Genomic DNA, 26,389 nt, shown 5'->3' on the forward strand with positions numbered 1-26,389 from the left:
CAAGGCCGCCTGCCTGTCGGGATAAGCGTAAGGAAGAAGGACTCAGCCAGCCTGCTGTTCCAGATGCATGTTGACGCGCTCGCGCAACTCCTTGCCCGGCTTGAAATGCGGAACATGCTTACCCGGCAACGCGACCGCGTCGCCCGTTTTCGGGTTGCGGCCCATGCGCGGGGGCCGGTAATGCAGAGCAAAACTGCCGAAGCCACGTATTTCGATGCGCTCACCGGTGGCCAACGCCTGACTCATCTGCTCGATGACGTTCTTGACGGCCAGCTCGACGTCGCTAAACGCAAGATGGGTCTGACGCCTTGAGAGCGCCTCAATCAGCTCGGATTTGGTCATGGGTCCCCAATGTCCGTGACGGTGGAACGAATCGGGGCGGCGCAACACCGCCCCGATGCAGGCACTACATTACTCAGCTTTGTTGAGCTGCTCCTTGAGCAGCGCACCAAGCTTGGTCGTACCACCCGACGCGGACGAATATTCGGCCATGGCGTCTTGCAGCTCTTCCTCATCCTTGGCGCGGATCGAGAGCGACAACTGACGGCCCTTGCGATCCATACCGGTGAACTTGGCTTCCACCTTCTCGCCCACCTTCAGATGCTGCGTGGCATCGTCGATGCGCTCCTTGGCGATGTCGCTGGCGCGCAGGTAACCCTCGACGCCATCACCCAGATCGATTACGGCACCCTTGGCGTCCACTTCCTTCACCGTACCGGTGACAACCGCGCCACGCGGATGGACGGCCATGAAGTGACCGAACGGATCCTGCTCCATCTGCTTGATGCCGAGGGAGATGCGCTCGCGCTCCGGATCCACCGCCAGCACCACGGCTTCAATCTCGTCGCCCTTCTTGAAATTGCGCACGAGGTCTTCGCCGGAAGCCTGCCAGGAGATGTCGGACAGGTGCACGAGGCCATCGATACCGCCATCCAGGCCGATGAAGATGCCGAAGTCGGTGATCGACTTGATCTGGCCGGACACTTTGTCGTTCTTCTTGTGTGTGGCGGCGAACGCCTCCCACGGATTGGAACGCGTCTGCTTGATACCCAGCGAGATGCGGCGACGCTCTTCATCCACGTCCAACACCATCACTTCGGTTTCATCACCGACCTGCACCACCTTGGCCGGGTTGACGTTCTTGTTGGTCCAATCCATTTCGGAAACGTGGACCAAGCCTTCCACACCCGGTTCGATCTCGACGAAGCAACCGTAATCGGTGACGTTGGAGACCTTGCCGAACAGACGGCTGCCAACCGGGTAACGACGCGCAATGGCGACCCACGGATCGTCGCCCAGCTGCTTCAGGCCCAGCGAGACGCGGTTGCGCTCGCGGTCGTACTTGAGCACGCGCACATCCAGCTCGTCGCCGACGTTGACCACTTCGGACGGGTGGCGCACGCGCTTCCATGCCATGTCGGTAATGTGCAGCAGACCGTCGATACCGCCCAGATCCACGAACGCGCCGTAGTCGGTAAGGTTCTTGACGGTGCCCTTCACCACTGCGCCTTCGGTCAGGCGCTCAAGCAGCTTCTCGCGCTCCTCGGAGAACTCGGTCTCGACGACGGCGCGGCGGCTGACAACGACGTTGTTGCGCTTGCGGTCCAGCTTGATGATCTTGAACTCAAGATCCTTGCCTTCCAGGTACACCGGATCGCGTACCGGACGCACGTCCACCAGCGAGCCGGGGAGGAACGCGCGAACATCCTTGATGTCGACGGTGAAACCGCCTTTGACCTTGCCGGAAATCTTGCCGACGATGGTCTCTTCCTTATCGAAGGCCTGCTCAAGGTCGTCCCATACCATGGAACGCTTGGCCTTCTCACGGGAGAGCTTCGTTTCGCCGAAGCCGTCTTCCAGTGCGTCGAGGGCTACCTTCACCTCGTCGCCAACGCGCACTTCCAACTCGCCGCCTTCGTTCTTGAACTGCTCGATCGGAACGATGCCTTCGCTCTTGAGGCCAGCGTTGATCACGACGACATCGTTGCGGATTTCCACCACGATACCGGTGACGATGGCACCCGGCTTCAGCTTAGAAATGGCCTGTTGGCTCTGTTCAAACAGCTCGGCAAAACTTTCAGTCATGTTGATTCCAAAAATAAGAAAGGCCCTCGACCCACTGCGCGCCGTCGGAGTAATTGCGCAGATGGACAGGCCCACCGGTTGTGGGTGGTCGGGATCGCTCCTTCACACCGTTGACCCAAAACTTCATGCCGCGACATGAAGCGCCAATACCGCCGCAACCCTTTACGGAATCACGACGGCCAATACCTTAGCGACCACATCCTCGATCCCCATGCCGGTGGTATCCACCAACACCGCATCGCGGGCGGGTTTGAGCGGCGCTACGGCTCGCGATGCATCGCGGGCGTCACGCGCCTCAATTTCGCTCTGAAGAGATGTAAGTGTAACGCTCAGCCCCTTTTCCTTCAACTGCTTATAGCGTCTTTTGGCCCTTTCGGCGGCGCTGGCGGTCAGGAAAACCTTGTAGGGCGCATCGGGAAAGATCACCGTACCCATGTCGCGCCCGTCCGCTACCAGGCCAGGGGCTTTACGGAAACCGAGCTGTAGATCGACCAGCGCCTTGCGCACCGAGGGAATCGCGGCAATGGCCGAGGCGGCGGCGCCCGCGGTCTCGGTGCGCAGTTCGTCCGTGGCATCGTGTCCATTGACGATGACGCGCGTTTCGCCATCATGTGGCACCGCACGAAACTGGATCTTGGTCGTTTCCGCGCAGCGAGTCACCGCTTCGGCATCGGACAGGTCAAGTCCGGCCATACCGGCGGCGTAGCCCACTGCCCGATATAGCGCCCCGGAGTCCAGCAGCCGCCAGCCCAGACGCTCTGCGACCAGACGGCTAATCGTGCCTTTGCCCGATCCGGAGGGTCCGTCGATGGTCAGTACGGGGACGGACGGGCGTGAAGTCATGGAGGGACCTTATGGCACGGGAAGTGCTTAGCTTAACGTGTTTAAGGGGGTCACCCACCCATGTTTACCGGCACTACCTCGACCGTATCAGGCTATCAGCCGTCGTCCATGAACGAGCTCCACAGCCAATTCCACCAAGCCGCCAACGACGTGAGGCAGCGCAAGGAACGACCCGACAACGACACGCTGCTTGCGCTTTATGGGCTCTACAAGCAGGCCCTCGAAGGCGACGTGCACGACTGCGAGCCCACCAGCTTTTTCGATTTCATCGGCACCGCCAAACAGGAAGCCTGGGCACGCCTCAAAGGCGTACCGCAAGAGGAAGCCATGCGTCAGTACATAGCGCTGGTACGACAATTGCTCGACTGATTCGGCACCTGCCCTAGCGGGGCCACTTGCGCCCCTCGCGAAGAGACGGCACATTCATACGATCGTTTGAATGACGGCCGCCGCATGAGCTACCCCCATCTGTTCGCCCCTCTCAACCTGGGTCACGTCACCCTGCCCAATCGCATCCTGATGGGATCGATGCATACCGGGCTAGAGGACAAGGCGGCCGACTTCGACAAGCTCGCGGCTTACTTCGCCGAACGCGCACGCGGCGGCGTTGGGCTGATGGTTACGGGAGGTATCGCGCCGAGCATCGAAGGCTGGCTCAAACCCTTCGGCGGGCGCATGACCTTTCCCTGGCACACACCACGACATCGCAAAATCACCGCGGCTGTGCATGCGGAAGGCGGACGCATCTGCATGCAAATCTTGCACGCCGGCCGTTACGGTTATCACCCGCTGTCGGTGGCGCCATCGCCGATTCAATCACCGATCACGCCCTTCAAACCACGCGCACTCAGCGCGCGCGGCGTGGAACGCACCATCAAAGATTTTGTCCGCTGCGCACAGCTGGCACGCGATGCCGGCTACGACGGCGTGGAGGTGATGGGCTCGGAAGGCTATTTGATCAACCAATTCATCGCTGAGCGCACGAATCAACGCAACGATGCATGGGGCGGCGACGCCACGCGGCGCATGCGCTTTCCATTGGAAATCGTACGTCGCATGCGCGAGGCGGTTGGGCCCAATTTCATCATCATTTACCGTCTCTCGATGCTCGATCTGGTTGAAGGCGGACAACCTTGGCAAGACATCGTCACGCTTGCCAAGGGTATTGAAGCGGCGGGTGCCAGCCTCATCAACACCGGCATCGGCTGGCACGAAGCACGCGTGCCGACGATCGTTACCAGCGTGCCGCGTGCGGGCTTCAGCTGGGTGACAAAGAAGCTCAAGAGCGAAGTGTCGATTCCGTTGATCACCACCAACCGCATCAACATGCCGGATGTGGCGGAGCGCATTCTCGCTGGCGGCGAAGCGGATATGGTGTCGATGGCAAGGCCACTGCTTGCCGATGCGCAATGGGCAGTAAAAGCAAAAGCGGGACGTAGCGAACGCATCAACACCTGCATCGCATGCAACCAGGCCTGCCTTGATCATGTGTTCTTGAATCAGCGTGCGAGCTGCATGGTGAATCCACGCGCCTGTCATGAGACCGAACTACGCATTGCTTCGGCCAACACACGCAAGCGCATTGCCGTAGTCGGCGCAGGTCCCGCCGGCATGGCATGCGCCGCTACCCTGGCGGAGCGTGGCCACGATGTCACGTTGATCGATGGCGCCAGCGAGATCGGCGGCCAGTTCAATTACGCCAAGCGCATTCCCGGGAAGGAAGAATTCCACGAAACGCTGCGCTACTTCACGCATCGCTTGAACGATGCGGGCGTGCGGGTGCAATTGGGGCAGATCGCAGAGTTGGCTTCGCTCGGCACGGCGAGCTACGACGACATCGTGATCGCCACCGGCATTACGCCGCGTCGCGTGAGTTTTCCGGGTAGCGATGATCCGCGCGTCCTCAGCTATCTCGATGTGCTGGCGCGAAACCATCCAGTGGGTCAGCGCGTCGCGATCATTGGCGCAGGCGGCATCGGTTTCGACGTTGCTGAATTTCTGGTCGAACACGCGCCCTCGCCCACCACCGATATCACGCGCTGGACACGCGAATGGGGCGTGGACATGCAACTGGAACACCCCGGAGGCCTGCTACAGCCTCAACCGGAATCAGCGGCCCGAAAGGTGTGGCTGCTGCAACGTAGCGAAGGGCGTCCTGGCGCGCGTCTCAATAAAACCACGGGCTGGGTTCATCGAGCCACGCTGAAGAACAAGCAGGTGACCATGCTCGGCAGCGTCAGCTACGACCGCTTTGACGACGAAGGCCTGCACATTACCGTGGGCAGTGAACCCCAGACGCTGCCGGTCGACCACGTCATCGTCTGCGCGGGCCAGGAACCCAACCGCACTCTGGCGGACGCGCTGGCCGCGCGCGGGCATGGGCGGGTACATGTCATTGGCGGCGCGGATGTTGCTGCCGAGCTGGATGCCAAACGGGCGATCGCCCAAGGCACACGACTTGCCGCGGAGCTTTAACAAAGCTCGCTAAGTGATTCATCGGGGAGAGAAAGGAAGCGCCCCGCTAGCGACGCGTCGGTATTGGCTCTGGGGAGGGATGCCGAAATACCGCGGGGGTAGCGTCGCTGCGGGGCGAGGGTCAACGGCACTCGGGGGGAGGGGGTCAGTGCCGCGACGGAGATCATATTATGATCGACGCGATACAGAATCAAATATATATTTAGACCACCATTTATTCGAAAGTCATATATGTTTGATTTTCGCCAGCTGCGCTATTTCATCGCCGTCGCGGAAGAATTGAGCTTCACGCGCGCCGCTCAGCGACTCCATCTTTCGCAGCCGCCTCTGTCCCAACAGATCCAGGCACTGGAACAGGAGTTGGGCGTACGCCTGCTGGAGCGCGATAAGCGCAACGTCATGCTCACCCCGCCAGGCCGCCTGTTTCTTGAGCAGGCGCGACGGATCCTGGTCATGGCCGACGAAGCCCGCACCCAGGTGGCTGAAGCAGCCGCCGGCTTCAGCGGTCATTTGAAGCTCGCCTACACCGTTTCGGTGTCTTTCCATCCTGCCCTGCCCCAGACACTGATCAAACTTGGGCAGAACGCGCCGAACGTGCGGGTGTGGCTAAGCGAGATGTATACAGAACCGCAGTTCTCGGCCATCCGCAACGGTCAGATCGACGTGGGCTTCGTGCGTGACGTGGCCAGCCACGAGGACGATGCCCGCGCCCTGAGGTTTGATGTCATCGATCGCGAACCCTTATTGCTCGCCCTGCCCGAGGGCCACCGCCTGGCTGGCCGGCAAAGTGTGGACATGTCGGAGATTGCCGGCGATCCGTTTGTGGTTCAGCCACGCGAGTTGGCCGCCACACTCTATGATCGGCTGACGCGTCTGGCCGCCAAGGCAGGCTTCAACCCCGTCATCCGTCAACAAGCCCAGCAGATCAACGGCCTGATCGCCCTGGTGGCCGCCCGCATCGGCCTCGCCCTCGTGCCCGCCAGCATGCGGGCAGTGAAGTTACCCGGCGTAAGCTATGTGCCATTGGCCGATCCGGACGCCTACCTGCTCTTGGCTGTTGCCAGCAGGGCTCAAAACCCTTCGCCGGTGGTGCAACAGTTCCTGGAAATCGTCGCTGACGCCAAAGCGGCGCTAGGCTTGTGATAAGTGGTTCAAATCGTTATACTTGCTTGCTTACGTTGATCCATTTCGTCCTTAGGAGCCTGCCGTGAAGGTGCTTTCCTCTTTGAAGTCCGCCAAGCAGCGGCACCGTGACTGCAAGGTTGTGCGCCGTCGCGGCAAAGTGTTCGTGATCTGCAAGAGCAACCCGCGCTTCAAGGCGCGCCAGCGTTGAGCTGCATTGCGAACCCGTAAAAAAAGCCGCTGCGAAGCGGCTTTTTTTATGCCCGCGCTCGGCATGCATCACTAACGGCCACCGCCGACATCAAGCAAGGCGCCCGTTACGTACGAAGCGGCGTCACTGAGCAACCATACAATCGTTTCGGCCACTTCATCCGCGGTACCCGGTCGACCGAGCGGTGATTGCGCGCCAAGCATCGCAGCGCGATCCGGACGGCCTCCGCTCGCATGAATCTCGGTATCGATAAGCCCTGGGCGAACGGCGTTTACTCGCACGCCTTCCTGGCCGAGCTCCTTGGCAAGCCCGATCGTCATCGTATCGATGGCACCTTTGGAGCCCGCGTAATCCACGTATTCGTGAGGCGAACCCAGCCTTGAGGCGATGGAAGACACATTGACGATCACACCACCATGGCCGCCACGCCCTTTGGACATGCGCCGCGCGGCTTCGCGTGCGCATAAGTACGCGCCCAGGATGTTCACGTCGAATATCTTCTTGAGTCGTGCGATGCTCATATCGGCCAACGGCATGGAAGGCGCGACGATGCCTGCATTGTTCACCAACGCATCGACTCGGCCAAAGGTCGATTCCACCGCGTCGAACATCGCCAGGACATCTGATTCGTCGGCGGCATCGCCACGAATGGGGAAGGCATCACCGCCGGCCTGCCGCACTTCTGCAACGGCTTCGTGCGCCGCCGCTTCGTTCTGCATAAAGTTGATGCCGATCGACCAGCCTTGCGCGCCCAAAAGCTTTGCCGTGGCACGACCAATGCCCCGGCTTGCGCCCGTAATCAAAACCACCTTAGGCATACAAAACTCCTCACGTCATGTAAGGATGATTATGCAAAATCATCGCAAGCCGGCTCGACGTAAATTAGCCAGAGTGACGTAGGTACGCTACGAAGCCGCGTGTCAGCTCAGCCTTGAACTCTTTTTCCGACAGCGGCAATACCGTATGCCATAACGACGCGCTATCCAGCGCATACGCCTCCATCGCGCTTCCCGCCCAGAGCAAAGCAAATTGCAGAGCCTGGCGTGGCAACGGGTGGTGAATGCCCGCCCGGAAGGGCAGCAACGCATCGACGATCAGATTGAAGTTCTCGGCGATATGCAGCCTGGCGTTTCGCCCGAACACCTCATCCGTGTCGCTTTCCATAAATCGCGTCAACGCCTTTAGCAGGCGCGGATGCCGCCGGTATTGCTCGAACAAAGCGCTGATTACCCGCGCCACGGTCTCTTCCAAGGTCTGGCACTGCATGGCCTTGGCCAGCGTGTCCTGGTTCATCGCATTGCTTTGGCGGAGGACTTCCAGAAATGCTGCCCGCAGCAATGCATCCTTGTCCACGAACCGGCGATAGATACTGGCAGGCGCCACTTTGGCGGCCTTGGCGATACGCGGCACCGTGGCGTCCAGCCCCTGCTCTTCCAGTACCATGACCGTCGCAGCAAGCAGGCGCTGCAGGGTGTCGCGACTACGCTGTTGCTTGGGTTCTCGATGCGTCCTGGCTTTGGACATAACACAGGCTCTGGACAGGAATGATCCTATATGTAAATGCAAATTTACATTTACATCCAAGAGCTTTCAATGGATATGCACCGGATTTGCCACCCCGCTTAGCAGGATGCGCCGAAGATGGCGAATGTTCTGGTCAGCGGTTTCGATCCGAGCGTTCGCTAGAACCGCTCAGGTTGTATGGCGAAAAAAAACCGGGCTCAAAGGGAGCCCGGGAGTGTCGTTTTCGCAGTCTGGCCTCGTCAGCCAGCGGCGCTCGTTCATTCGTAACTGACGCCCGTAATCTCGTAGCGCTTGGTGCCGTTGGGTGCCTTGAATTCGAAGCTGTCCCCGGCACTCTTGCCGATCAGGGCACGCGCAATGGGTGAGGACACGGCGATCAAACGCTGTTTGATGTCCGCCTCCAGGTCGCCCACGATCTGGTATGTGACCGACTCACCGCTGTCCTCGTCTTCCAATTCCACTGTGGCGCCGAACACCACTTTGCTGCCAGCGGAAAGGCGCGAAACATCGATGACTTCGGCTGTCGACAATGCCGCTTCCAGCTCGGCGATGCGGCCTTCAATAAAGCTCTGCTGCTCGCGTGCAGCGTGATATTCGGCGTTTTCCTTCAGATCGCCGTGAGCCCGCGCTTCAGCGATGGCCGCGATGATCTTCGGACGCTGGACCGACTTGAGGCGATCCAATTCGCCACGCAGACGTTCCGAACCAATTTTGGTGATGGGTGCGCGACTCATGCGCTCAGCTCCTTATGCAGTTCTTGCAGACTGTGCACTTCGCCACTGTCGTGGAAATCCAGCGAATGCACGAGCGCACGCGCGCCCGCAACCGTAGTGGAATACGTAACACGATGCTGCAGCGCTTCACGTCGGATCGAGAACGAGTCGGCAATCGCCTGCTTGCCTTCAGTCGTGTTGACGATATAGACAATCTCGCCGTTCTTGATCAGGTCGACGATATGCGGGCGCCCCTCAAGCACTTTGTTGATGCGCTCGCAGATCACGCCGTGCGCGGTGAGATAGCTTGCCGTGCCGGACGTCGCGACCAGCGTAAAGCCGCGCGAGGCAATGTCGGCAGCAATCGGCAACAGGCGATCCTTATCGGCATCGCGCACCGACACGAACACCTTGCCTTTGGGCGGGGTCTTGATGCCGGCCGCGTCGTGACCGCGCGCGAACGCCGCGCCGAAGCTGCGGCCCACACCCATCACTTCACCGGTGGAGCGCATTTCCGGACCGAGAATCGGATCGACGTTCTGGAATTTCAGGAATGGGAAGATCGCTTCCTTCACCGAGTAGTAGCTCGGAATCACTTCACGCGTGGCACCTTGCTCATCCAGCGTGCGGCCCGCCATGCAGCGTGCAGCAATCTTGGCAAGTGGCACACCGGTGGCTTTGGATACGAACGGCACCGTGCGCGATGCGCGCGGATTCACTTCCAAGATGAACACCGTCTCGCCTTGAATGGCGAATTGGGTGTTCATCAGGCCAACGACCTTGAGCTCCTTCGCCATCAGGCCGACCTGTCGGCGTAGCTCATTCTGGATGGCGGGCGACAGCGAGTACGGCGGCAGTGAGCAGGATGAATCGCCCGAGTGCACGCCAGCCTCTTCAATGTGCTCCATGATGCCGCCAACCAGTACGTTACCGTCGCAGTCGGCAATGACGTCTACGTCCACTTCCACGGCGTGATCCAGGAAACGATCGAGTAACACCGGCGAATCGTTCGATACCTGTACGGCTTCGCGGATATAGCGCGAAAGATCGGCGTCGTCATACACCACTTCCATCGCACGGCCGCCCAGCACGTAACTGGGGCGCACTACCAACGGATAGCCGATCTCGCGTGCCAGCGCCAAGGCTTCGTCTGCATTGCGCGCGGTGCGGTTCGGCGGCTGGGTCAGGCCCAGCTTGGTGATCATCTGCTGGAAGCGCTCGCGGTCTTCGGCCAGATCGATCGAATCCGGATTGGTGCCGATGATAGGAGCGCCGGCAGCTTCAAGCGCGCGTGCAAGTTTCAGCGGCGTCTGACCGCCGTACTGCACGATCACGCCCTTGGGCTTTTCCAGGTCGACGATTTCCAGCACATCTTCCAGCGTGAGCGGCTCGAAATACAGACGGTCGGAGGTGTCGTAGTCCGTGGAGACGGTTTCGGGGTTGCAGTTGACCATGATGGTCTCGAACCCGTCTTCGCGCAGCGCAAGCGCGGCATGCACGCAGCAGTAGTCGAACTCAATGCCCTGCCCGATGCGATTCGGACCACCACCCAGCACCATGATCTTGTCGCGCGTGGTGGGATTGGCCTCGCACTCTTCCTCATAGGTCGAGTACATGTAGGCCGTCGTCGTGGCGAATTCGGCCGCGCAGGAATCCACGCGCTTGTAAACCGGGCGCACGCCCATCGTGCGACGCAGATGGCGGATCGCCGCCTCATCGGTGTTTGTGAGTTCGGCCAGGCGCGCATCGGCAAAACCCAGGCGCTTGAGTTCGCGCATGCGCGCAGCATTGAGCGCGCTGAGACCCTGCTCGCGCACTTCGTTCTCCGTCAGCACGATATCTTCGAACGCGGTAAGGAACCACGGATCGACACGACTCAAGTTGTGCACTTCTTCCAGCGACAAACCCGCACGGAAGGCATCGGCCAGATGGAACACGCGATCGGGCCGCGGCTCACGCAACTCGCGCTTGAGCGTTGCGAGGCCTTCTTCGCTAGCGATATCGAGGGTGGTAGGGTTCAGACCGGACTTGCCGATTTCCAAACCACGCAGCGCCTTCTGTAGCGATTCGTGGAAACTGCGGCCGATCGCCATGACTTCGCCCACCGACTTCATCTGCGTGGTGAGGCGTGCATCGGCCTGCGGGAATTTCTCGAACGCAAAGCGCGGAATCTTGGTGACCACGTAATCGATGGTCGGTTCGAACGAAGCCGGCGTCAGCCCGCCGGTGATGTCGTTCTTCAGTTCATCCAGCGTATAGCCCACGGCGAGCTTCGCCGCGACCTTGGCGATCGGAAAACCAGTGGCCTTGGAGGCGAGCGCGGACGAACGCGATACGCGCGGATTCATTTCGATCACCACCACGCGACCGGTTTCGGCATTCACGCCGAACTGCACGTTGGAACCCCCGGTATCGACGCCGATCTTGCGCAGTACGGCGATGGAGGCATCGCGCAAGCGCTGGTATTCCTTATCGGTGAGCGTCTGTGCAGGCGCCACGGTGATGGAGTCACCGGTGTGTACACCCATCGGATCGAGGTTTTCGATCGAGCACACGATGATGCAGTTGTCCGCTTTGTCGCGGACCACTTCCATTTCGAACTCTTTCCAGCCGAGCACGGATTCTTCCACCAGCACTTCGTGCACCGGTGAAAGTTCGAGACCGCGCTTGACGATATCTTCGAATTCTTCGCGGTTGTACGCAATGCCGCCACCGGAACCGCCGAGCGTAAAGCTCGGGCGAATGATCGTGGGGTAGCCGACGGTGGTTTGAATCTCCACTGCCTGCTCGAACGATCTGGCCACTGCCGCCCGCGGGCATTCCAGGCCGATCTCGCCCATGGCCACGCGGAACAGCTCTCGATCTTCAGCCATGCGAATGGCTTCGCGGGAGGCGCCAATCAGCTCAACGCGGTATTTGTCGAGCACACCGTTATCGGCCAGGTCGAGCGCGCAGTTGAGGCCCGTCTGGCCGCCCATCGTCGGCAGCACGGCGTCCGGGCGCTCCTTGGCGATGATGCGCTCCACCGTCTGCCAGTTGATTGGCTCGATGTACACCGCATCGGCCATCTCTGGATCGGTCATGATCGTGGCGGGGTTGGAGTTCACCAGGATCACCCGGTAACCCTCCTCCTTCAGCGCCTTGCACGCCTGTGCGCCGGAGTAGTCGAACTCGCAGGCCTGACCGATCACGATCGGGCCGGCGCCGATGATCAGGATGCTCTTGATGTCATTGCGCTTGGGCATTTCAGCGAGCCTCCTGCATCAGCTTGGCAAAACGATCGAACAGATAACCTATATCCAGCGGGCCTGGGCTCGCTTCCGGGTGTCCCTGGAAGCAGAAAGCCGGGCGATCGGTGAGCGTAAAGCCCTGCAGCGAACCATCGAACAGCGAGGTGTGAGTGACACGCACATTGGAAGGCAGCGTCGATGCATCTACCGAGAAGCCGTGGTTCTGCGAAGTGATCAGCACACGGCCGTCGTCGTGATCTTTCACCGGATGATTCGCACCGTGATGGCCGAATTTCATCTTCATCGTTTTCGCGCCCACCGCAGCCCCCATGATCTGGTGACCCAGGCAGATGCCAAACAGCGGGATTTCCGCGGCAAGAAATTCGCGCGTGGCGGCAATGGCGTAATCGCATGCGGCCGGATCGCCGGGGCCGTTGGAAAGAAACACGCCATCCGGTTCCATCGCCAACACGTCCGCAGCGGGTGTCTGCGCGGGGACGACGGTGATTTCGCAACCACGCTCGGCCAGCAGGCGAAGAATGTTGCGCTTGACGCCGTAATCGTAGGCGACCACGTTGAAGCGCTTGTCCGTTTCGTGGAAGGCCGTGCGGTCGAGGTCATACACTCCCTCGTTCCAGTTGTAGGCCTTGTCGACGCTGACTACCTTGGCCAGGTCCATGCCGTTCAAGCCAGGGAAGGCGCGGGCCTTGGCGAGCGCGGCATCGAGATCGATGGATTCACCGGCGACGATGCACCCGTTCAGTGCGCCCTTGTCGCGCAGGATGCGCGTGAGGCGGCGCGTATCGATACCGGCGATGGCGACGATGCCGTGGCGCTTAAGGTAATCGGGCAGGCTCTCGGTACTACGCCAGTTGCTGGCCCGGCGTGGCACATCGCGCACGATCAGGCCTGCCGTGTGCACGCGGGTGGATTCGGCATCCACTTCGTTGCAGCCGGTGTTGCCGATATGAGGGTATGTGAGGGTGACGATCTGGCGAGCGTAGGAGGGATCGGTAAGGATCTCCTGGTAGCCGGTCATCGCGGTGTTGAAAACCACCTCGCCAACGGTATCGCCAGTCGCACCTACGGAGTGGCCGTGGAATACGCTGCCGTCTTCGAGGGCAAGCAGAGCGGAATGAGGCATGAAGGGCCGCCTTTAGGTGCAGCAAGGTCCGCAAGCCGCATCAAAGCAGGCTTGTGGACCTTAAGTGAAGGAAAGTCTCGGGCGGGTTGAAATGATAGGCTGCGAGGGGCTTTCTGTCCACCCGAGCTAGCCATCGAAAGCACAACGACGTCTCGCACGCCGGCAGCGTGCTCGCGCTAGACTGACGGCCACTTAGCTAGGAAAGCTGCGAAACTTGATGAACGCCACCGTACTGCTGGATCCTTCTCGCCTCGATCGCCCGGATACGGATGTGCGCCAGCACCCCTTTCCATTCATGATTGCGCACGGCCAGCTGCCGGATGAGGCGCGCGGCGACCTGGAGCGGGATTTTCCCAAGTACGCCAGCGCGGGCTTTTTTCCTTACGACCCGATCGATTGCGGGCCCTCGGTCAATGCGCTCGTGAATCAGATGACCACGCCGCAATTCGCCAGCGCGGTCGGCCGCTATCTGGGCATCGAGAATCTGGGGCAATACCCCACACTGATCACGCTGTGCCGCGCCCTCAACAAGCGCCACGGCACCATCCACACCGACAGTCGTTCCAAGGTGGCCACCGCCCTGCTCTACCTCAACACGCAGTGGCCGGATACAAGTGACGGTTGCCTGCGTTTTCTCAATGTCGTCGACAATATCGATGATCTCGTCGCGCCGGAACTCAAGCCGCTGTATGGCGAGTTCGCCGTGTTCAAGCGCTGCGAAAATTCCTTCCACGGTCATTTGCCGTATGAAGGCGAGCGACGCGTGATTCAGGTGGCGTGGCTCACCAGCGAAGAGGAAAAGCTGCGCAAGACCAAGCGCGGCAAATTCTCACGCGCGTTCAAGAAATTGTTTGGCGTACTCGATCGCAAGCTTGGCGCGGGGCGCGACCGCAGCGCCGCGCACAAGAACTGATACCGCGCATGTAAGCGTCCCTCAGGCGACGCACCACACCACGAACGCCACAAACAGCAGATAAAGCAGGCCCACTGGCACCAGCCGTCGCCCGTCCACACGTCCACGGCGGAAGAGCTGCCACAGGTAGATGATGGCCACGGCGGTTACCACACCCGAGACCAGCAACGGCGTGTCGAACATCCAGGGCGTGGCAAAGATCGCCAGTGCGCTGGGTACGGTGGCCTGGATCATCATCGCGCCGGAAATATTGGCTAGCGCCAGCCGCTCCTTGCCCTGGCGCACCCATATCAACGCATTCATTGTCTCTGGCAGCTCAGTCGCTACAGGACTCAACACCAACGCCACCATGTGTGGCGGCAGATGCATCGCCATGCCGATCGCTTCGATCTGCGATACGAAAACGTGGGAGGCCAGAGCAATCACCAGCAACGCCAGCCCCGTTTGCGATAGCACTGCCAGCACCGAAGGCGTTGACGCGCGTGGCTGGAATTTCAGCGGTTCAAGCAGCTCGTCGTGGTCGGCAACGTCGTCCTCGTTTTTCAATTCACGCCATACGTACACCGCGTAAGCGAGCAGAAACATCACGCCCAGCCACGGCTTGAAAGCGAAAGCGATCAAGCCGAGCGCGCACTTCACAACGAAAATCGACAAGAACCACGATTGATCGCGCGCAAGCCGCGCTTCCTTCGCTTGCACGCAGGTATCTATGCGTCCCAGATGTCGACGGTTGCTCCACAGCGCGCCACCCACCACGGCGTAGGCGATCGTTGCCAGCACCAGTGGGCCACCCATCGCCGCACCCACCCCGATGTCGCGCACTTCGGCGGTACGACCCATTATCACTGCTACGAACGTCACAGCGCTTTCCGGCAAAGCCGTTCCGAACGCGGCCAGCACGGTACCGGTAGCGGTCGCGCCAAGATTGAGCTTTTTCCCCAGCCACTCGATGCCGTTGACGAAATACTCGCAGGCCGCGTAGATGACTACGGCGGACAACAGAAACAGGAATGCGGTGAGCGCCATGAACGATTCCGGGCCGGGCGAGCGCAAACCAATGGCACACGCACGCTGCTCGCCCGGCCGGGGTGAACGCGTCGTGGCCAAAGGTCTCGCCGGACCATCGCAAGCAGGAGGCCTGCGATAACCATCCGCGCCATGAAGCTCAAGGCTTCAAGTATGTTGACGCGGATTCCTCCTTGCACGACAGCCTGGCGGCTCGGTGCAACGAGGATGGCTACTCCCCAATGACAGTGAGTGGCGCGCATAGTACAGGCTTTGTTGGGGGCTCACAACGCTCATAGGTGGGCCAAACCGGCCCAAAGAGCGATCCCTCGCTGAGCCCTAAACGGGCATGCGCGCCTGAAGCAGGTCGTCGATGTGGTAGGTTCCCGGCTCTTTACCTGCAAGCCATGCTGCAGCTTCGAGTGCGCCGCGCGCAAAAATGGAGCGATCGGTAGCGCGATGGCTCAATTCGACACGCTCGCCCTGACCAAGCAGCAACGCAGTGTGTTCGCCCACGACATCTCCCCCGCGTACCACGGCAAAACCGATGCTGCCGCTACGACGTGCACCCGGACGGCCCTCCCGCACATACACCGCATCCTTGGCCAAGCTTGTGCCACGCGCCTGGGCGGCGGCATGTCCCAAGGCGAGCGCGGTGCCGGACGGCGCGTCTTCCTTGCGGCTGTGATGCGCCTCGATGATTTCCAGATCCCAATCGGGCAACGCCGCTGCCGCCTCGCTCAGCAAACGCTTCAATACGGCGACGCCGAGGCTAAAATTGGCGGCGTGCAACAGTGGGATGTGTTGCGCGGCTTCATCGAGCTTTGTTTGCAGCGATGCGTCGATGCCGGTCGTGCCCGTCACCAAGGCGATCTTATTTGCCTTGCAATGCATAAGTGCAGCCGCCAATCCATCCGGTCCGCTGAAGTCGATGACGACATCGGCGGCGATTGCACTCCAATCAGTTGATTGGCGAAGTGAAGCAGAAATATCTACGAATACTGGCTTGCCGTTGTGCACCGAATCGGCGGACACCAACGCACTGACTAGCTCAAAGCGCTTGTCTTCGCGCAGTAATGAAAGCAATGCGCGACCCATGCGACCTGAGGCGCCATTGATAGCTAGGCGGATGGGTGATGTCATGCTTCATTCCTTCGGAGGCTTTGTTTCAACGGCTCATCATCAACAACGGAAAGCTTCATTGTTCTTGCCATCATTCCCGCGAAAGCGGATGCGCTTTTCAACAGCGAAGCTGGTCAATCCACGCTCGACTTTGCATCAGAGCACTATGGATTCCCGCTTTCGCGGGAATGACGGCTGCGAGATCGCGAACAGATAGTAATCTGAATCAGGACGTCACTCGCGACCAGAATTGCTTCACGCCATCCATCCAGCCCTTGGCGCGCGGCGTATGCTCATCGTCGTCGGTGAAGGTGGCTTCCAGTTTTTCCAGCAGTTCGCGCTGCTCGCGGGTCAGTCGCACCGGTGTTTCCACCATGACGCGGCAGACCAGATCACCGGTGCGGCCACCACGCACGGATTTCACACCGCGCCCGCGCAACACAAACTGCTGACCGGTTTGCGTTTCCGGAGGGATCGTGATGCCGACCTCACCATCCAGCGTGGGCACTTGCAACTCCGCACCCAATGCTGCTTGCGAAAATCGAATGGGCACTTCGCAGTAAAGATTATTGCCATCACGCTGAAAGATAGCGTGCTCGCGCATGCGCACTTCGACGTAAAGATCACCGGCTTCGACGCCAACGGGCCCCGCTTCGCCCTGCCCGGCCAAGCGGATGCGATCGCCATTGTCGACACCCGCCGGAATGCGCACGGATAGCGTGCGCGTCTCTTCCAGGCGACCCTCGCCATGGCACTTTTTGCAGGCTTTTTCGATCGCGCGACCAGTGCCGCTGCAATGCGGGCATGCTTGCTGGATCGAAAATATGCCGTTCTGCATGCGCACGCGACCGTGGCCATTACAGGTTCGGCAAGTGACGGTCTTGCCGTCTTCCGATCCGGTGCCATTGCAGTGCTGGCAGTTGACTTGCGTGGGAATGTCGAACTTTTTCTCGATGCCGAAGACGGCTTCTTCCAGATCCAACTCCATGATGTAGCGCAGATCTGCACCGCGACGCGGACGCGAGGAACGTCCGGTACCGAAAATGTCGCCGAAAATATCGCCAAAAATGTCGCCCATGTCGCCGAAACCGGCGCCACCACCGCGACCGCCCATGCCACCCTCGAAGGCGGCGTGGCCGTACTGGTCGTACATCGCGCGTTTTTGCGCGTCGCAAAGGATCTCGTAGGCCTCCTTGGCCTCTTTGAATTTCTCTTGCGCTTGCGGGTCGTCCGGGCAGCGATCGGGGTGATATTTCATTGCCAGGCGGCGGAAAGCCTTTTTCAGCTCCGCTTCGTCCGCTGTGCGGTCGACACCCAGAATTTCATAGTAGTCACGCTTGCTCATTTCATGATCCGCGATTCGATGCGCCGATCGGGAATGAACCAGATCGCAGCCACCGTGGCATAAAGAACACACGACACCCACGGCGCCACGAACGCCAGCAGGATGCCGCATACATACATGGCGACGGCGACCTTGCCTTTCCAGTCACTACCCACCGCCTGGGCCAGCAAAGAGCTGTCGCCACCATTGGCCAGGATCAGACTGCGCTGAAACGGCCTCCAGGCAATGGCGCACATCAGCAGCGCAAAACCGTAAACCGCCACGGGACGCTGCGAGAAGTGGTTTTGGCCCATCCACCCAGTGGTCACCGGCATCAGCGACAGCCAGAACAACAGATGCAGGTTGGCCCAAAGCACGCCGCCGTTTACCTTTTCCGAAGCATGCAGGAAATGATGGTGGTTGTTCCAGTAGATGCCTACGTAGATGAAGCTCAGTACGTAGCTCAGGAAGATCGGCCATTGCTGGAACAAGACATCCCAACCGTCGCCCTCCGGCACCTTCAGTTCCAGCACCATGATGGTGATGATGATGGCGAGCACGCCATCGCTGAAGGCTTCTAGCCGCCCCTTGTCCATCGCTCCCCTCCAAACGCGAACGAGCGCCCCGGAGGGCGCCCGTTATGCAACCGCCCTGCGATCAGGACGATTTGCCGTCGTTCTTCACTTCGGTGAATTCGGCATCGACCACGTCGTCCGGCTGGGCAGAGCCGCCCGGACCCGGGCCGTGTTGCGCGCCCGCACCGGCATCGGCATGACCGGCCTGAGCCGCGGCGTACAGCGATTGGGCTACCTGCTCCAGCTTCTGGATCTTGGCTTCGATGGCGGCCTTGTCGTCGCTATCCTTCGCCTTTTCCAGATCCGACAGCGCACCCTCGATTTCGCTGAGCTGCGCACCTGGCACCTTGCCGCCGTGCTCCTTCAACGCGCTACGCGTAGCGTGCACAAGTTGGTCGGCCTTGTTGCGCGTGCCCACGAGCTCCTGGAACTTCTTGTCTTCCTCGCGATGGGTTTCGGCGTCGGCCACCATGCGCTGGATTTCTTCATCCGACAAACCCGAACCGGCCTTGATCTCGATGCGCTGTTCCTTGCCGGTTTTCTTGTCCTTGGCCGACACGTGCAAGATGCCGTTGGCGTCGATGTCGAAGGTGACTTCGATCTGCGGCATGCCGCGCGGGGCCGCGTCGATGCCGGCGAGGTCGAACTTGCCCAGCGACTTGTTCGCGCTGGCGCGGTCGCGCTCGCCCTGCAGCACGTGCACGGTTACGGCCGTCTGGTTGTCATCGGCGGTGGAGAACACCTGCGAGGCCTTGGTCGGCACGGTGGTGTTCTTCTCGATCAGCTTGGTCATCACGCCGCCCATGGTTTCGATACCCAGCGACAACGGTGTCACGTCGAGCAGCAGCACGTCCTTCACCGAGCCGCCGAGCACGCCACCCTGGATGGCCGCACCCACGGCGACGGCTTCATCGGGGTTCACGTCCTTGCGCGGCTCCTTGCCGAAGAAGTCCTTCACCGACTCCTGCACTTTGGGCATGCGCGTCTGACCACCCACCAGGATCACTTCGCTGATGTCGGACACGCGCAGGCCGGCATCGTTCAGCGCGGTGCGGCAGGGTTCGATGGTGCGACGAACCAGGTCTTCCACCAACGCTTCGAGCTTGGCGCGGGTGAGTTTGATGTTCAGATGCTTCGGACCGGAGGCATCCGCCGTGACGTACGGCAGATTCACTTCGGTCTGATGCGAAGAAGACAGCTCGATCTTGGCACGCTCGGCGGCATCCTTCAGGCGCTGCAGCGCGAGCGGATCCTTGCTGAGATCGATGCCCTGATCCTTCTTGAATTCTTCGATGAGGTAATCGATGACGCGTTTGTCGAAGTCTTCGCCGCCGAGGAAGGTGTCGCCATTGGTGGCCAACACTTCGAACTGCTTCTCGCCGTCGACTTCAGCGATCTCGATGATCGACACGTCGAACGTGCCGCCACCAAGGTCGTAGACCGCGATCTTGCGATCGGCACCCTTCTTGTCCAAGCCGTAAGCGAGCGCGGCCGCAGTCGGCTCGTTGATGATGCGCTTCACATCCAGGCCGGCGATGCGGCCGGCGTCCTTGGTGGCCTGGCGCTGGCTGTCGTTGAAGTAGGCCGGCACGGTGATCACCGCTTCGGTGACCGGCTCACCGAGGTAATCCTCGGCGGTCTTCTTCATCTTCATCAGCACCTTCGCGGAGACTTCCGGCGGCGCCATCTTCTTGCCGTCGGACGTCTGCACCCAGGCATCGCCGTTTTCATGCGCCACGATGCCGTACGGCACGATATGGATATCTTTCTGCACTTCGGCATCGGTGAACTTGCGGCCGATGAGGCGTTTGACCGCGTAGAAGGTGTTCTTGGGGTTGGTGACGCCCTGGCGCTTGGCAGGGGCACCGACCAGCACTTCGCTGTCCTTGGTGAAGGCGACGATGGACGGCGTGGTGCGATCGCCCTCCGAATTCTCAATCACCTTTGCGGTGCTGCCATCCATGATGGCCACGCACGAGTTGGTCGTGCCCAGGTCGATACCGATGATCTTGCCCATGATGTCTATGCTCCGGAAATCCGTAGGCGGCCCCTGGGCCGCGAATGGTTTTCAAATGGGGTTTTGGTGAAAGTGGTTCAATGTCAGCTAAACCCTGCAGTACTGGAATTGCGGGTAGCGTTCAGTCAGTCGTCCTTGGCCACCGCCACCAATGCTGGGCGCAGCAACCGCTCGTTCAATACATAGCCTTTTTGCAGCACCGTCACGACGGTGCCCGGTGCCTTTCCCGGCGCCTCAACCATGCTCACCGCGTGATGACGCTCCGGATCGAGCGGCTGGTCGACGGGATCGACTTGCACCAACCCGTTGTTGCTGGCGATGCGCAGCAGCTCCTTCAGGGTGAGGTTCAGGCCCTCGCGCATGGCGGCGATATCAGCGCTTTCCACCGACAGACCACGCTCGAGGCCGTCATAGACGGGCAGCAGATCATTGAGGAGCTTCTCGTTGGCGAAGCGCCGCGCCTGTTCCAGGTCGCGATGCAGGCGGCGACGCTGGTTTTCCAGTTCAGCCTTCTCGCGCAGCACGGTTTCGCGCAGCTCATTGTTACTGGCCTCCAATTCGGCCAGCCTGGTCTTGAGCGCGGCAACCTGGTCGGCCGACACTTCCGCCTCGGGGGCCTGATTGGGCGACTGCGAATCGCTGTTTTGCATGAATGACTCCAAACATCGTCCTTAGCCGGCAGGCACTGCCGACCATCAAAAATTTGCGGGCAAACCCGCCTCCCAGCCGGCCGTTATAAGGCCGTGGCGGCGCGATTCAAGGCATCGCTAAGTAAACTGGCCGTGGCCTGCACTACCGGGATCACCCGCTCATAAGCCATGCGGGTGGGCCCGATCACACCCACGGCGCCCAACAACCTTCCCTGCGCACCATAGCTGGCGGTGACGACGCTGCAGCCGTCCAGCGCAGCAAAGCCCGATTCCTCGCCGATGAACAGCCGCACGCCTGGCGCCTTGGCGCAGGTTTCCATGAGCTGCAGCAGTTCATTTTTCTTGTGGAACGCCTCGAACAATTCGCGCAGGCGGTCCAGATTGGCCAGCTCGGCGTAACCCATCAAATTGGTCTGGCCGCTGACCAGCACGTCCTCGCCCTGCGGCGCGAAGGACGACGCCGCCAGCTCCACCGCACTGGACAGAAGCTGATGTAGCTCGCTGCTGGCCTCGCGCAATTCGCGCAACAGGTGCGCGCGGATATCGTCGACGCGCAAGCCCACGAAATGTTGGTTGATGTAGTTGGCGGCCTGTTCCAGATCCCGCACGTCCAGGGGCTTGAAGAGCTGGATCACCCGGTTTTGCACCTGATTGTCGGAAAACACCAGGATAACCAGCACGCGCGCATCGGGAAGCGCTACGAAATCGATATGGCGCAGTGGAAAATCGGTCTGCCGCGGCACAGTAACGACACCGGCGAAATGCGTCATCGCCGACAGCAGTGCTGAGGCGTTGCCGACCAGGTCTCGCACGGTCGCCGGACCGGGCGGCAGTTCCCGCTGCAAGCGCACCACCTCATCGAGGGGCAACGGTTGCAGCTCGATCAGGCTGTCGACGAACAGGCGCAAACCGCGCGGCGTGGGAATGCGTCCTGCCGAGGTATGCGGCGAAGCGATCAGGCCGGCCTCTTCCAGATCGGCCATCACGTTGCGGATGGTCGCCGGGCTTACGTCCAGGCCGGACGAACGCGACAACGTACGCGACCCCACCGGCTCGCCGTCCGCCAGGTACTGCGCGATCAGCGTGCGCAGCAGCCGCCGTGCGCGGATATCGAGTTCGTGACCTGGGTGAGAAGGCATGCGCTGTGGCAATCCGTGAGACGGCTAAGAAATAAGGTTTGAGGGAAAAGAATGCAAGAAAGCCGTAACGATAGATCATAGGGGCGGCCAACATCGTCCCGGCAGATCAAATAACACGTTCCCTGGTCCCGCTCCCTGCTCCCCTCTACAATCGCGCCGATCACCTAAACGCCACCCCATGCTCACCTCCCTCTACGTCCGCCAGCTCGCCGTCGTCGAAGAAGCCGACATTGTCTTTGGCCCCGGCCTGACCGTGGTCAGTGGAGAGACCGGCGCGGGCAAATCCCTGCTGGTGGATGCCCTGATGCTGCTGGCCGGCGCACGTGCCGACAGCGGCATCGTGCGCGCCGGCAGCGATCGAGCGGAGCTTGCTGCGGCGTTCGACCTGGCCGATCTTCCCCAGGCACGCGACTGGCTCAAGCGCGAAGAACTGGACGAAGACGGCACCTGCCAGCTGCGTCGCGTGATCCGTGCCGAAGGCAGCTCACGGGCCTGGATCAACGGCCGCCCCGCCACCATCGGCCAGATGGGCGAGCTGGCGGCACTATTGGTGGAAATCCATGGCCAGCACGAACATCAGGCGCTGTTGGAGCGCCCGCATCAATTGAACCTGCTCGACGCCTACGCTGAAAACGAAACGCGCGTGGGCCACGTGCGTGACCTGGCCGTGCAATGGCGCGAACTGGGTGCGCGCATCCGCAAACTCGCCGGTGGCGACGATCGCGAGCATCGCCTCGAACTGCTGCGGCACGAACTCTCGGAGTTGGAGAAGTGGGCGCTCCCAGCGGCGGAACTGGCGGAGCTGGAAAGCAGTCACAAGCGCCTGGCCAATGCCAGCAAGCTCACCGAAGGCATCACCGGCGTGGTCGATCTGCTCGACAGCGATAGCGAATTGGCGCTGCGCACGTCACTGCACCGTGCCCAAGCGGAACTGGGCCGGCTCGCCGCGCTGGATGACCGCCTCGCACCGATGCTCGAACTGCTCGACAACGCGCAGATCCAGCTCAACGAAGCCGTCGACGGCCTGGGCCGCTATGCACAAGATGTCGACCTCGATCCGGAACGGTACGCCGACGTGGATACCCATCTCACACGGCTGCACGAACTTTCGCGCAAGCACCGCCTCCCCGTCGCCGAACTCGATGCCAAACGGATCGCGCTGCACAATGAACTGACCGAATTGGAACACGCCGGCGAAGCCGTTGAAAAACTGCAGGCGCAACGCACGCAAGTGCAGCGTGACTACGACAAGGCTGCCGAGACCTTGAGCAAAGCACGGCAAACCGCCGCCAAGCGATTGGGCAAGGAAGTCAGCGCCTTGATGGGCGAACTGGGCATGGCCGGCGGCGTGCTGCAAGTGACGTTGGAACCTTCTGAAAGCACCGATCCCGATGCACAAGGTCGCGAGCGCTGCGAACTACTGGTCAGTGCCAACCCGGGCCAACCGCCACGTCCCTTGCGCAAAGTCGCCTCCGGCGGCGAATTGGCGCGCATCAGCCTGGCGATCGAAGTGGCGACCTTGGGCAAGGACACCATCGGTTGCATGGTTTTCGACGAAGTCGATACCGGCATCGGCGGCGCAGTGGCCGAAGTCGTCGGGCAGAAATTGCGTGCACTGGGTTCGCGCTGTCAGGTGTTGTGCGTGACGCATTTGCCGCAGGTCGCCGCACAAGGTCATGCACATCTGCGCGTAAGCAAGCAAAGTGCTGGCGGTTCCACGCATACGCATATTGAAGTGCTGAACACCGAAGGCCGACGCGATGAACTGGCGCGTATGCTGGGCGGTGTCGAAATCACCCGCGAAACGCGGGCGCATGCGAAGAAGATGTTGGAGCAGGCGCAGACGGCTTAGTACGTCTGTATTCGCCTGTAATTTCAACTCGTCTCACCGTCATTCTGGTGCCTTCGCCGGAATGACGGTGAGGTAAAACGGCCATTTATCCCAAATGCGATGGCTCGGCGAGAACCATCGCACACCCTCAAGTCCGAATCTGCAACAACCCACGCTCGCTGGCGATGCGATAAAGATCCAGTTCCGATCCCGCCCCCAGCTTCCCCATCAAGCTGGCGCGATGAATGTAGACGGTTTTCTGTCCGATCCCCAACTCTGCCGCCACCTGCTTGGGCGCACGCCCGGCAGCGAGCAGCAAAAACACTTCATGCTCGCGAGCGGTGAGCCGGTCAATGGGGTCGAGCGTATCGTTGGGCCGCTCCGCGCGCCGCTGGCGCAAGTCGGAGCTCAAAAATTGCTCACCGCGCATCACTGCGCGCAACCCCGCCACTAATTCTTCCGGTGCAACACCCTTGGTGACGTAACCGCTCGCGCCACGCCGCAAGGCTTCCGATACATAAGGCTCGCCATCGTGCATGCTCAGCACCACGATGCGGGTACCCGTCGCCATGCTGCGCAGATGCTCAATCAACGGAAGACCACTGCCATCGGGCAGCGAAAGGTCGAGCGCCACCAGATCCGGCCGGTATTGGCTGATGGCCTCTACCGCGTCGTCCGCGTTGCGGCACTCGGCCACAACCTCCAGATCCGGCTCCATTTCGATGAGCCGTTTGAACCCTTCGCGGACAATAGCGTGGTCGTCGACCAGAACAATGCTGTGCATGGCTGCACTGTAGCAAATCTTTTTGCTCGCTCCGGAAGGCTGGAACGATCACAGATTGCCAGCCGCTCGCTAACATCCGTGCATGCGCCTGAAAACGTCCTTCCTCACCTCCGGTCCCCTCGTTGGCCTCGGCTATGGCCTGTTATGGGCCTTGCTATGGCCCACCACGCAGCCTGACTGGACCCTGCAGTTCGGCCTGCGCTTTGGCGTATTGCTGCTATCGCCGCTGCGCTACTGGGCATGGCTGATCGGCGCCGAACTGATTGGTGCGGGCTTGATCGACTACCTTCACGGTTACACCCTCGGCTGGCGCGTCTTCGCCTTTGGCGATTTGCCGCAGCCGCTGGTCGTGGCGCTGTGCCTGGGATTGCTGCGTCGCGCCAACCTGCGGCCGAGCATGCGAGATCCGGAGGAAGTTTCGCGGCTATTGCTCTCCGCTGGCTTCACCGGTGTGGCGGCCACCGCGACTGATGCGGTGATGATGACCCTTGCCCATCCCATGCCGCCAACGGGATTGTTGCAGGCACTCGGCGATGAGATGCTTGGCAATTACGTGGGCCTGCTGCTGCTGGTGCCCCCACTGATCATGCTGTGGCGCGCGCCTCCATCGAAACAAGAGATGTCGGAACTGCTGATGGATGGTCTGCTGGTGATGCTGCCGGCCTTGGTGATCTTGTTGATCCTCACTGAGCAGGCAGCACCGCAGCGCGAATTCGCACGAATCCTGTCGCTCGCACCCGTGCTCTTCTTCGCCTTCCGGCATGGATGGCGCGGGGCGAGTCTGTCGATGTTGGTATCGAGTCTGGGCATGGCGCTGGTCGATCGCGTGTTCACGCATGTCATCCCGACGGCGTCCTCGCATATGTTCCTTGCGGTGGCCGGCACCGGTGCATTGATGCTCGGCTCGGCCACCGACGCGCTCCGCCGCAGCAGCGCGCGCGTGGCGGAGCAGAACGTGTATCTCGCCGCGGTAAATCGGCGACTGGATCACCTGGCCCGACAACTGCGCGATGCTGCGCGCGGCAACATGCAGGCCGAAGAAAATCAGCGGCGGCACATGGCTGCGGAATTGCACGATGAATTGGGTCAGAACCTCACCGCCATCCAGACGCATGTAAAACTCGCGCAGAACCGTCTGAAACAAGGCGGCATGGAAGACATCGGTGCCGCGATCAATGGCATCCTCGGCCACATGCGCCGCGCACTGCATCGCGTGCTGGATGACCTTCGCCCTGCGGTGCTCGATGAATTCGGTTTGATGCGCGCACTGGATGAAGGCCCCATTCGCGATCTGCTCGCCACCGCCGACATGGCGTATCACACGGAACTGCATGGCGACCCTCGACTGCTCGAGGAAGACATCCGCACCGCGATCTACCGGCTCGCACAAGAAAGCGCCACCAACGCGGTAAAACACGCCCAAGCGACGGAATTTCGATTGCGCCTGCGCATTGGCGAACGTGCCGGCGCGGCATTGGCGCTGCTGGATATTCGCGACAACGGGGTGGGTCTGCCCGAGCGCGTACCACGCGGCGGGCGGGGCCTCCAAGGCATGCGCGACCGCGTTACATCACTGGGCGGACTGTTCCGGCTGCGCCCCGACCACCAGGGCGTACACCTGCGTATTTTGCTGCGAAGCAGCATTTCTCGTGGCGAAACCAGTGACTTGTGACACTGTAACT

The 26,389-nt window shown here is 60.9% G+C and carries 23 protein-coding genes and 1 riboswitch; of the genes, 7 read left to right on the forward strand and 16 right to left on the reverse strand.

Translation table 11 applies throughout. The features are described from left to right. Nucleotides 1–42: 42 nt before the first annotated feature. The 3 genes from DWU98_RS17395 to cmk form a co-directional block, all read right to left on the reverse strand. Nucleotides 43–342 carry an integration host factor subunit beta gene (locus tag DWU98_RS17395; RefSeq protein WP_115496835.1) on the reverse strand — a complete coding sequence of 100 codons (300 nt, stop codon included), beginning with the start codon at nucleotides 340–342 and terminating at the stop codon, nucleotides 43–45. A gap of 69 nt (nucleotides 343–411) precedes the next feature. Continuing rightward, nucleotides 412–2,085, reverse strand: a complete 1,674-nt coding sequence (gene rpsA / locus DWU98_RS17400) for a 30S ribosomal protein S1 (protein WP_115496836.1) — start codon at nucleotides 2,083–2,085, stop codon at nucleotides 412–414. 162 nt (nucleotides 2,086–2,247) lie between these two features. Next, nucleotides 2,248–2,928 (reverse strand): (d)CMP kinase, encoded by a 681-nt coding sequence (cmk, locus tag DWU98_RS17405; protein WP_115496837.1) that lies wholly within the window; start codon nucleotides 2,926–2,928, stop codon nucleotides 2,248–2,250. A 108-nt stretch (nucleotides 2,929–3,036) separates the two neighbouring features. Here cmk and DWU98_RS17410 point away from each other — a divergent pair, with 108 nt between their 5' ends. The 4 genes from DWU98_RS17410 (at nucleotide 3,037) to ykgO (ending at nucleotide 6,736) form a co-directional block, all read left to right on the forward strand. Beyond that, a complete protein-coding gene (locus DWU98_RS17410) occupies nucleotides 3,037–3,297 on the forward strand; it encodes an acyl-CoA-binding protein (protein ID WP_115496881.1) in 261 nt (86 codons plus the stop codon). Nucleotides 3,298–3,381: 84 nt separating this feature from the next. Continuing rightward, nucleotides 3,382–5,403: an NADPH-dependent 2,4-dienoyl-CoA reductase gene (locus DWU98_RS17415; RefSeq protein ID WP_115496838.1), complete on the forward strand. Its 2,022-nt coding sequence runs from the start codon at nucleotides 3,382–3,384 to the stop codon at nucleotides 5,401–5,403. Nucleotides 5,404–5,634: 231 nt separating this feature from the next. Beyond that, nucleotides 5,635–6,546: a LysR substrate-binding domain-containing protein gene (locus tag DWU98_RS17420; RefSeq protein WP_115496839.1), complete on the forward strand. Its 912-nt coding sequence runs from the start codon at nucleotides 5,635–5,637 to the stop codon at nucleotides 6,544–6,546. Nucleotides 6,547–6,610: 64 nt separating this feature from the next. Continuing rightward, entirely contained in the window at nucleotides 6,611–6,736 is a 126-nt protein-coding gene (gene ykgO, locus DWU98_RS17425; RefSeq protein ID WP_008215056.1) for a type B 50S ribosomal protein L36, read from the forward strand. Between the two features lie 71 nt (nucleotides 6,737–6,807). On the opposite strand, the gene DWU98_RS17430 is transcribed toward ykgO, so the two are convergent. The 5 genes from DWU98_RS17430 to carA all read right to left on the reverse strand — a co-directional run bounded on the left by DWU98_RS17430 (nucleotide 6,808) and on the right by carA (nucleotide 13,347). Then, nucleotides 6,808–7,554, reverse strand: a complete 747-nt coding sequence (locus tag DWU98_RS17430) for an SDR family oxidoreductase (RefSeq protein ID WP_115496840.1) — start codon at nucleotides 7,552–7,554, stop codon at nucleotides 6,808–6,810. Between the two features lie 64 nt (nucleotides 7,555–7,618). Further along, complete coding sequence (locus DWU98_RS17435) at nucleotides 7,619–8,260, reverse strand: TetR/AcrR family transcriptional regulator (RefSeq protein ID WP_115496841.1); 642 nt, start codon at nucleotides 8,258–8,260, stop codon at nucleotides 7,619–7,621. A 257-nt stretch (nucleotides 8,261–8,517) separates the two neighbouring features. Then, complete coding sequence (gene greA / locus DWU98_RS17440) at nucleotides 8,518–8,994, reverse strand: transcription elongation factor GreA (RefSeq protein ID WP_115496842.1); 477 nt, start codon at nucleotides 8,992–8,994, stop codon at nucleotides 8,518–8,520. Beyond that, entirely contained in the window at nucleotides 8,991–12,218 is a 3,228-nt protein-coding gene (gene carB / locus DWU98_RS17445; protein ID WP_115496843.1) for a carbamoyl-phosphate synthase large subunit, read from the reverse strand. Before carB ends, greA begins: the two co-directional genes overlap by 4 nt. A gap of 1 nt (nucleotide 12,219) precedes the next feature. Further along, nucleotides 12,220–13,347: a glutamine-hydrolyzing carbamoyl-phosphate synthase small subunit gene (gene carA, locus DWU98_RS17450; protein ID WP_115496844.1), complete on the reverse strand. Its 1,128-nt coding sequence runs from the start codon at nucleotides 13,345–13,347 to the stop codon at nucleotides 12,220–12,222. 217 nt (nucleotides 13,348–13,564) lie between these two features. On the opposite strand from carA, the gene DWU98_RS17455 reads away from it, so the two are divergent. Beyond that, nucleotides 13,565–14,260, forward strand: coding sequence for a 2OG-Fe(II) oxygenase (locus DWU98_RS17455; RefSeq protein WP_115496845.1), 696 nt, complete (start codon nucleotides 13,565–13,567; stop codon nucleotides 14,258–14,260). Nucleotides 14,261–14,281: 21 nt separating this feature from the next. Here DWU98_RS17455 and DWU98_RS17460 read toward each other — a convergent pair whose 3' ends face one another. The 7 genes from DWU98_RS17460 to hrcA form a co-directional block, all read right to left on the reverse strand. Then, nucleotides 14,282–15,286: a sodium:calcium antiporter gene (locus DWU98_RS17460; RefSeq protein WP_115496846.1), complete on the reverse strand. Its 1,005-nt coding sequence runs from the start codon at nucleotides 15,284–15,286 to the stop codon at nucleotides 14,282–14,284. Nucleotides 15,287–15,377: 91 nt separating this feature from the next. Beyond that, nucleotides 15,378–15,518, reverse strand: a riboswitch (yybP-ykoY riboswitch). An 86-nt stretch (nucleotides 15,519–15,604) separates the two neighbouring features. After that, on the reverse strand, nucleotides 15,605–16,408 hold the full coding sequence (gene dapB / locus DWU98_RS17465; RefSeq protein WP_115496847.1) for a 4-hydroxy-tetrahydrodipicolinate reductase: 804 nt from the start codon (nucleotides 16,406–16,408) through the stop codon (nucleotides 15,605–15,607). A 205-nt stretch (nucleotides 16,409–16,613) separates the two neighbouring features. After that, a complete protein-coding gene (dnaJ, locus tag DWU98_RS17470; protein ID WP_115496848.1) occupies nucleotides 16,614–17,732 on the reverse strand; it encodes a molecular chaperone DnaJ in 1,119 nt (372 codons plus the stop codon). Continuing rightward, a complete protein-coding gene (locus DWU98_RS17475) occupies nucleotides 17,729–18,307 on the reverse strand; it encodes a TMEM175 family protein (RefSeq protein WP_115496849.1) in 579 nt (192 codons plus the stop codon). Before DWU98_RS17475 ends, dnaJ begins: the two co-directional genes overlap by 4 nt. Before the next feature lie 61 nt (nucleotides 18,308–18,368). Continuing rightward, a complete protein-coding gene (dnaK, locus tag DWU98_RS17480; RefSeq protein ID WP_115496850.1) occupies nucleotides 18,369–20,303 on the reverse strand; it encodes a molecular chaperone DnaK in 1,935 nt (644 codons plus the stop codon). A gap of 125 nt (nucleotides 20,304–20,428) precedes the next feature. Beyond that, on the reverse strand, nucleotides 20,429–20,953 hold the full coding sequence (grpE, locus tag DWU98_RS17485) for a nucleotide exchange factor GrpE (RefSeq protein WP_115496851.1): 525 nt from the start codon (nucleotides 20,951–20,953) through the stop codon (nucleotides 20,429–20,431). An 83-nt stretch (nucleotides 20,954–21,036) separates the two neighbouring features. Beyond that, nucleotides 21,037–22,092: a heat-inducible transcriptional repressor HrcA gene (hrcA, locus tag DWU98_RS17490; RefSeq protein WP_115496852.1), complete on the reverse strand. Its 1,056-nt coding sequence runs from the start codon at nucleotides 22,090–22,092 to the stop codon at nucleotides 21,037–21,039. 178 nt (nucleotides 22,093–22,270) lie between these two features. Here hrcA and recN point away from each other — a divergent pair, with 178 nt between their 5' ends. Beyond that, nucleotides 22,271–23,944: a DNA repair protein RecN gene (gene recN / locus DWU98_RS17495; protein ID WP_115496853.1), complete on the forward strand. Its 1,674-nt coding sequence runs from the start codon at nucleotides 22,271–22,273 to the stop codon at nucleotides 23,942–23,944. 127 nt (nucleotides 23,945–24,071) lie between these two features. Here recN and DWU98_RS17500 read toward each other — a convergent pair whose 3' ends face one another. Beyond that, nucleotides 24,072–24,707 (reverse strand): response regulator, encoded by a 636-nt coding sequence (locus DWU98_RS17500; protein ID WP_115496854.1) that lies wholly within the window; start codon nucleotides 24,705–24,707, stop codon nucleotides 24,072–24,074. 82 nt (nucleotides 24,708–24,789) lie between these two features. Here DWU98_RS17500 and DWU98_RS17505 point away from each other — a divergent pair, with 82 nt between their 5' ends. Continuing rightward, nucleotides 24,790–26,379, forward strand: a complete 1,590-nt coding sequence (locus DWU98_RS17505) for an MASE1 domain-containing sensor histidine kinase (protein WP_115496855.1) — start codon at nucleotides 24,790–24,792, stop codon at nucleotides 26,377–26,379. Nucleotides 26,380–26,389 lie beyond the last annotated feature (10 nt).

It is taken from the genome of Dyella monticola (assembly GCF_003363155.1).
Classification (GTDB): Bacteria; Pseudomonadota; Gammaproteobacteria; order Xanthomonadales; family Rhodanobacteraceae; genus Dyella_B; species Dyella_B monticola.

Bases quoted from the DNA above. Each gene is read 5' to 3' on its own strand.
- DWU98_RS17395 (WP_115496835.1), bottom strand. From the start codon at position 342: ATGACCAAATCCGAGCTGATTGAGGCGCTCTCAAGGCGTCAGACCCAT.
- rpsA (WP_115496836.1), bottom strand. From the start codon at position 2,085: ATGACTGAAAGTTTTGCCGAGCTGTTTGAACAGAGCCAACAGGCCATT.
- cmk (WP_115496837.1), bottom strand. From the start codon at position 2,928: ATGACTTCACGCCCGTCCGTCCCCGTACTGACCATCGACGGACCCTCC.
- DWU98_RS17410 (WP_115496881.1), top strand. From the start codon at position 3,037: ATGAACGAGCTCCACAGCCAATTCCACCAAGCCGCCAACGACGTGAGG.
- DWU98_RS17415 (WP_115496838.1), top strand. From the start codon at position 3,382: ATGAGCTACCCCCATCTGTTCGCCCCTCTCAACCTGGGTCACGTCACC.
- DWU98_RS17420 (WP_115496839.1), top strand. From the start codon at position 5,635: ATGTTTGATTTTCGCCAGCTGCGCTATTTCATCGCCGTCGCGGAAGAA.
- DWU98_RS17430 (WP_115496840.1), bottom strand. From the start codon at position 7,554: ATGCCTAAGGTGGTTTTGATTACGGGCGCAAGCCGGGGCATTGGTCGT.
- DWU98_RS17435 (WP_115496841.1), bottom strand. From the start codon at position 8,260: ATGTCCAAAGCCAGGACGCATCGAGAACCCAAGCAACAGCGTAGTCGC.
- greA (WP_115496842.1), bottom strand. From the start codon at position 8,994: ATGAGTCGCGCACCCATCACCAAAATTGGTTCGGAACGTCTGCGTGGC.
- carB (WP_115496843.1), bottom strand. From the start codon at position 12,218: ATGCCCAAGCGCAATGACATCAAGAGCATCCTGATCATCGGCGCCGGC.
- carA (WP_115496844.1), bottom strand. From the start codon at position 13,347: ATGCCTCATTCCGCTCTGCTTGCCCTCGAAGACGGCAGCGTATTCCAC.
- DWU98_RS17455 (WP_115496845.1), top strand. From the start codon at position 13,565: ATGAACGCCACCGTACTGCTGGATCCTTCTCGCCTCGATCGCCCGGAT.
- DWU98_RS17460 (WP_115496846.1), bottom strand. From the start codon at position 15,286: ATGGCGCTCACCGCATTCCTGTTTCTGTTGTCCGCCGTAGTCATCTAC.
- dapB (WP_115496847.1), bottom strand. From the start codon at position 16,408: ATGACATCACCCATCCGCCTAGCTATCAATGGCGCCTCAGGTCGCATG.
- dnaJ (WP_115496848.1), bottom strand. From the start codon at position 17,732: ATGAGCAAGCGTGACTACTATGAAATTCTGGGTGTCGACCGCACAGCG.
- DWU98_RS17475 (WP_115496849.1), bottom strand. From the start codon at position 18,307: ATGGACAAGGGGCGGCTAGAAGCCTTCAGCGATGGCGTGCTCGCCATC.
- dnaK (WP_115496850.1), bottom strand. From the start codon at position 20,303: ATGGGCAAGATCATCGGTATCGACCTGGGCACGACCAACTCGTGCGTG.
- grpE (WP_115496851.1), bottom strand. From the start codon at position 20,953: ATGCAAAACAGCGATTCGCAGTCGCCCAATCAGGCCCCCGAGGCGGAA.
- hrcA (WP_115496852.1), bottom strand. From the start codon at position 22,092: ATGCCTTCTCACCCAGGTCACGAACTCGATATCCGCGCACGGCGGCTG.
- recN (WP_115496853.1), top strand. From the start codon at position 22,271: ATGCTCACCTCCCTCTACGTCCGCCAGCTCGCCGTCGTCGAAGAAGCC.
- DWU98_RS17500 (WP_115496854.1), bottom strand. From the start codon at position 24,707: ATGCACAGCATTGTTCTGGTCGACGACCACGCTATTGTCCGCGAAGGG.
- DWU98_RS17505 (WP_115496855.1), top strand. From the start codon at position 24,790: ATGCGCCTGAAAACGTCCTTCCTCACCTCCGGTCCCCTCGTTGGCCTC.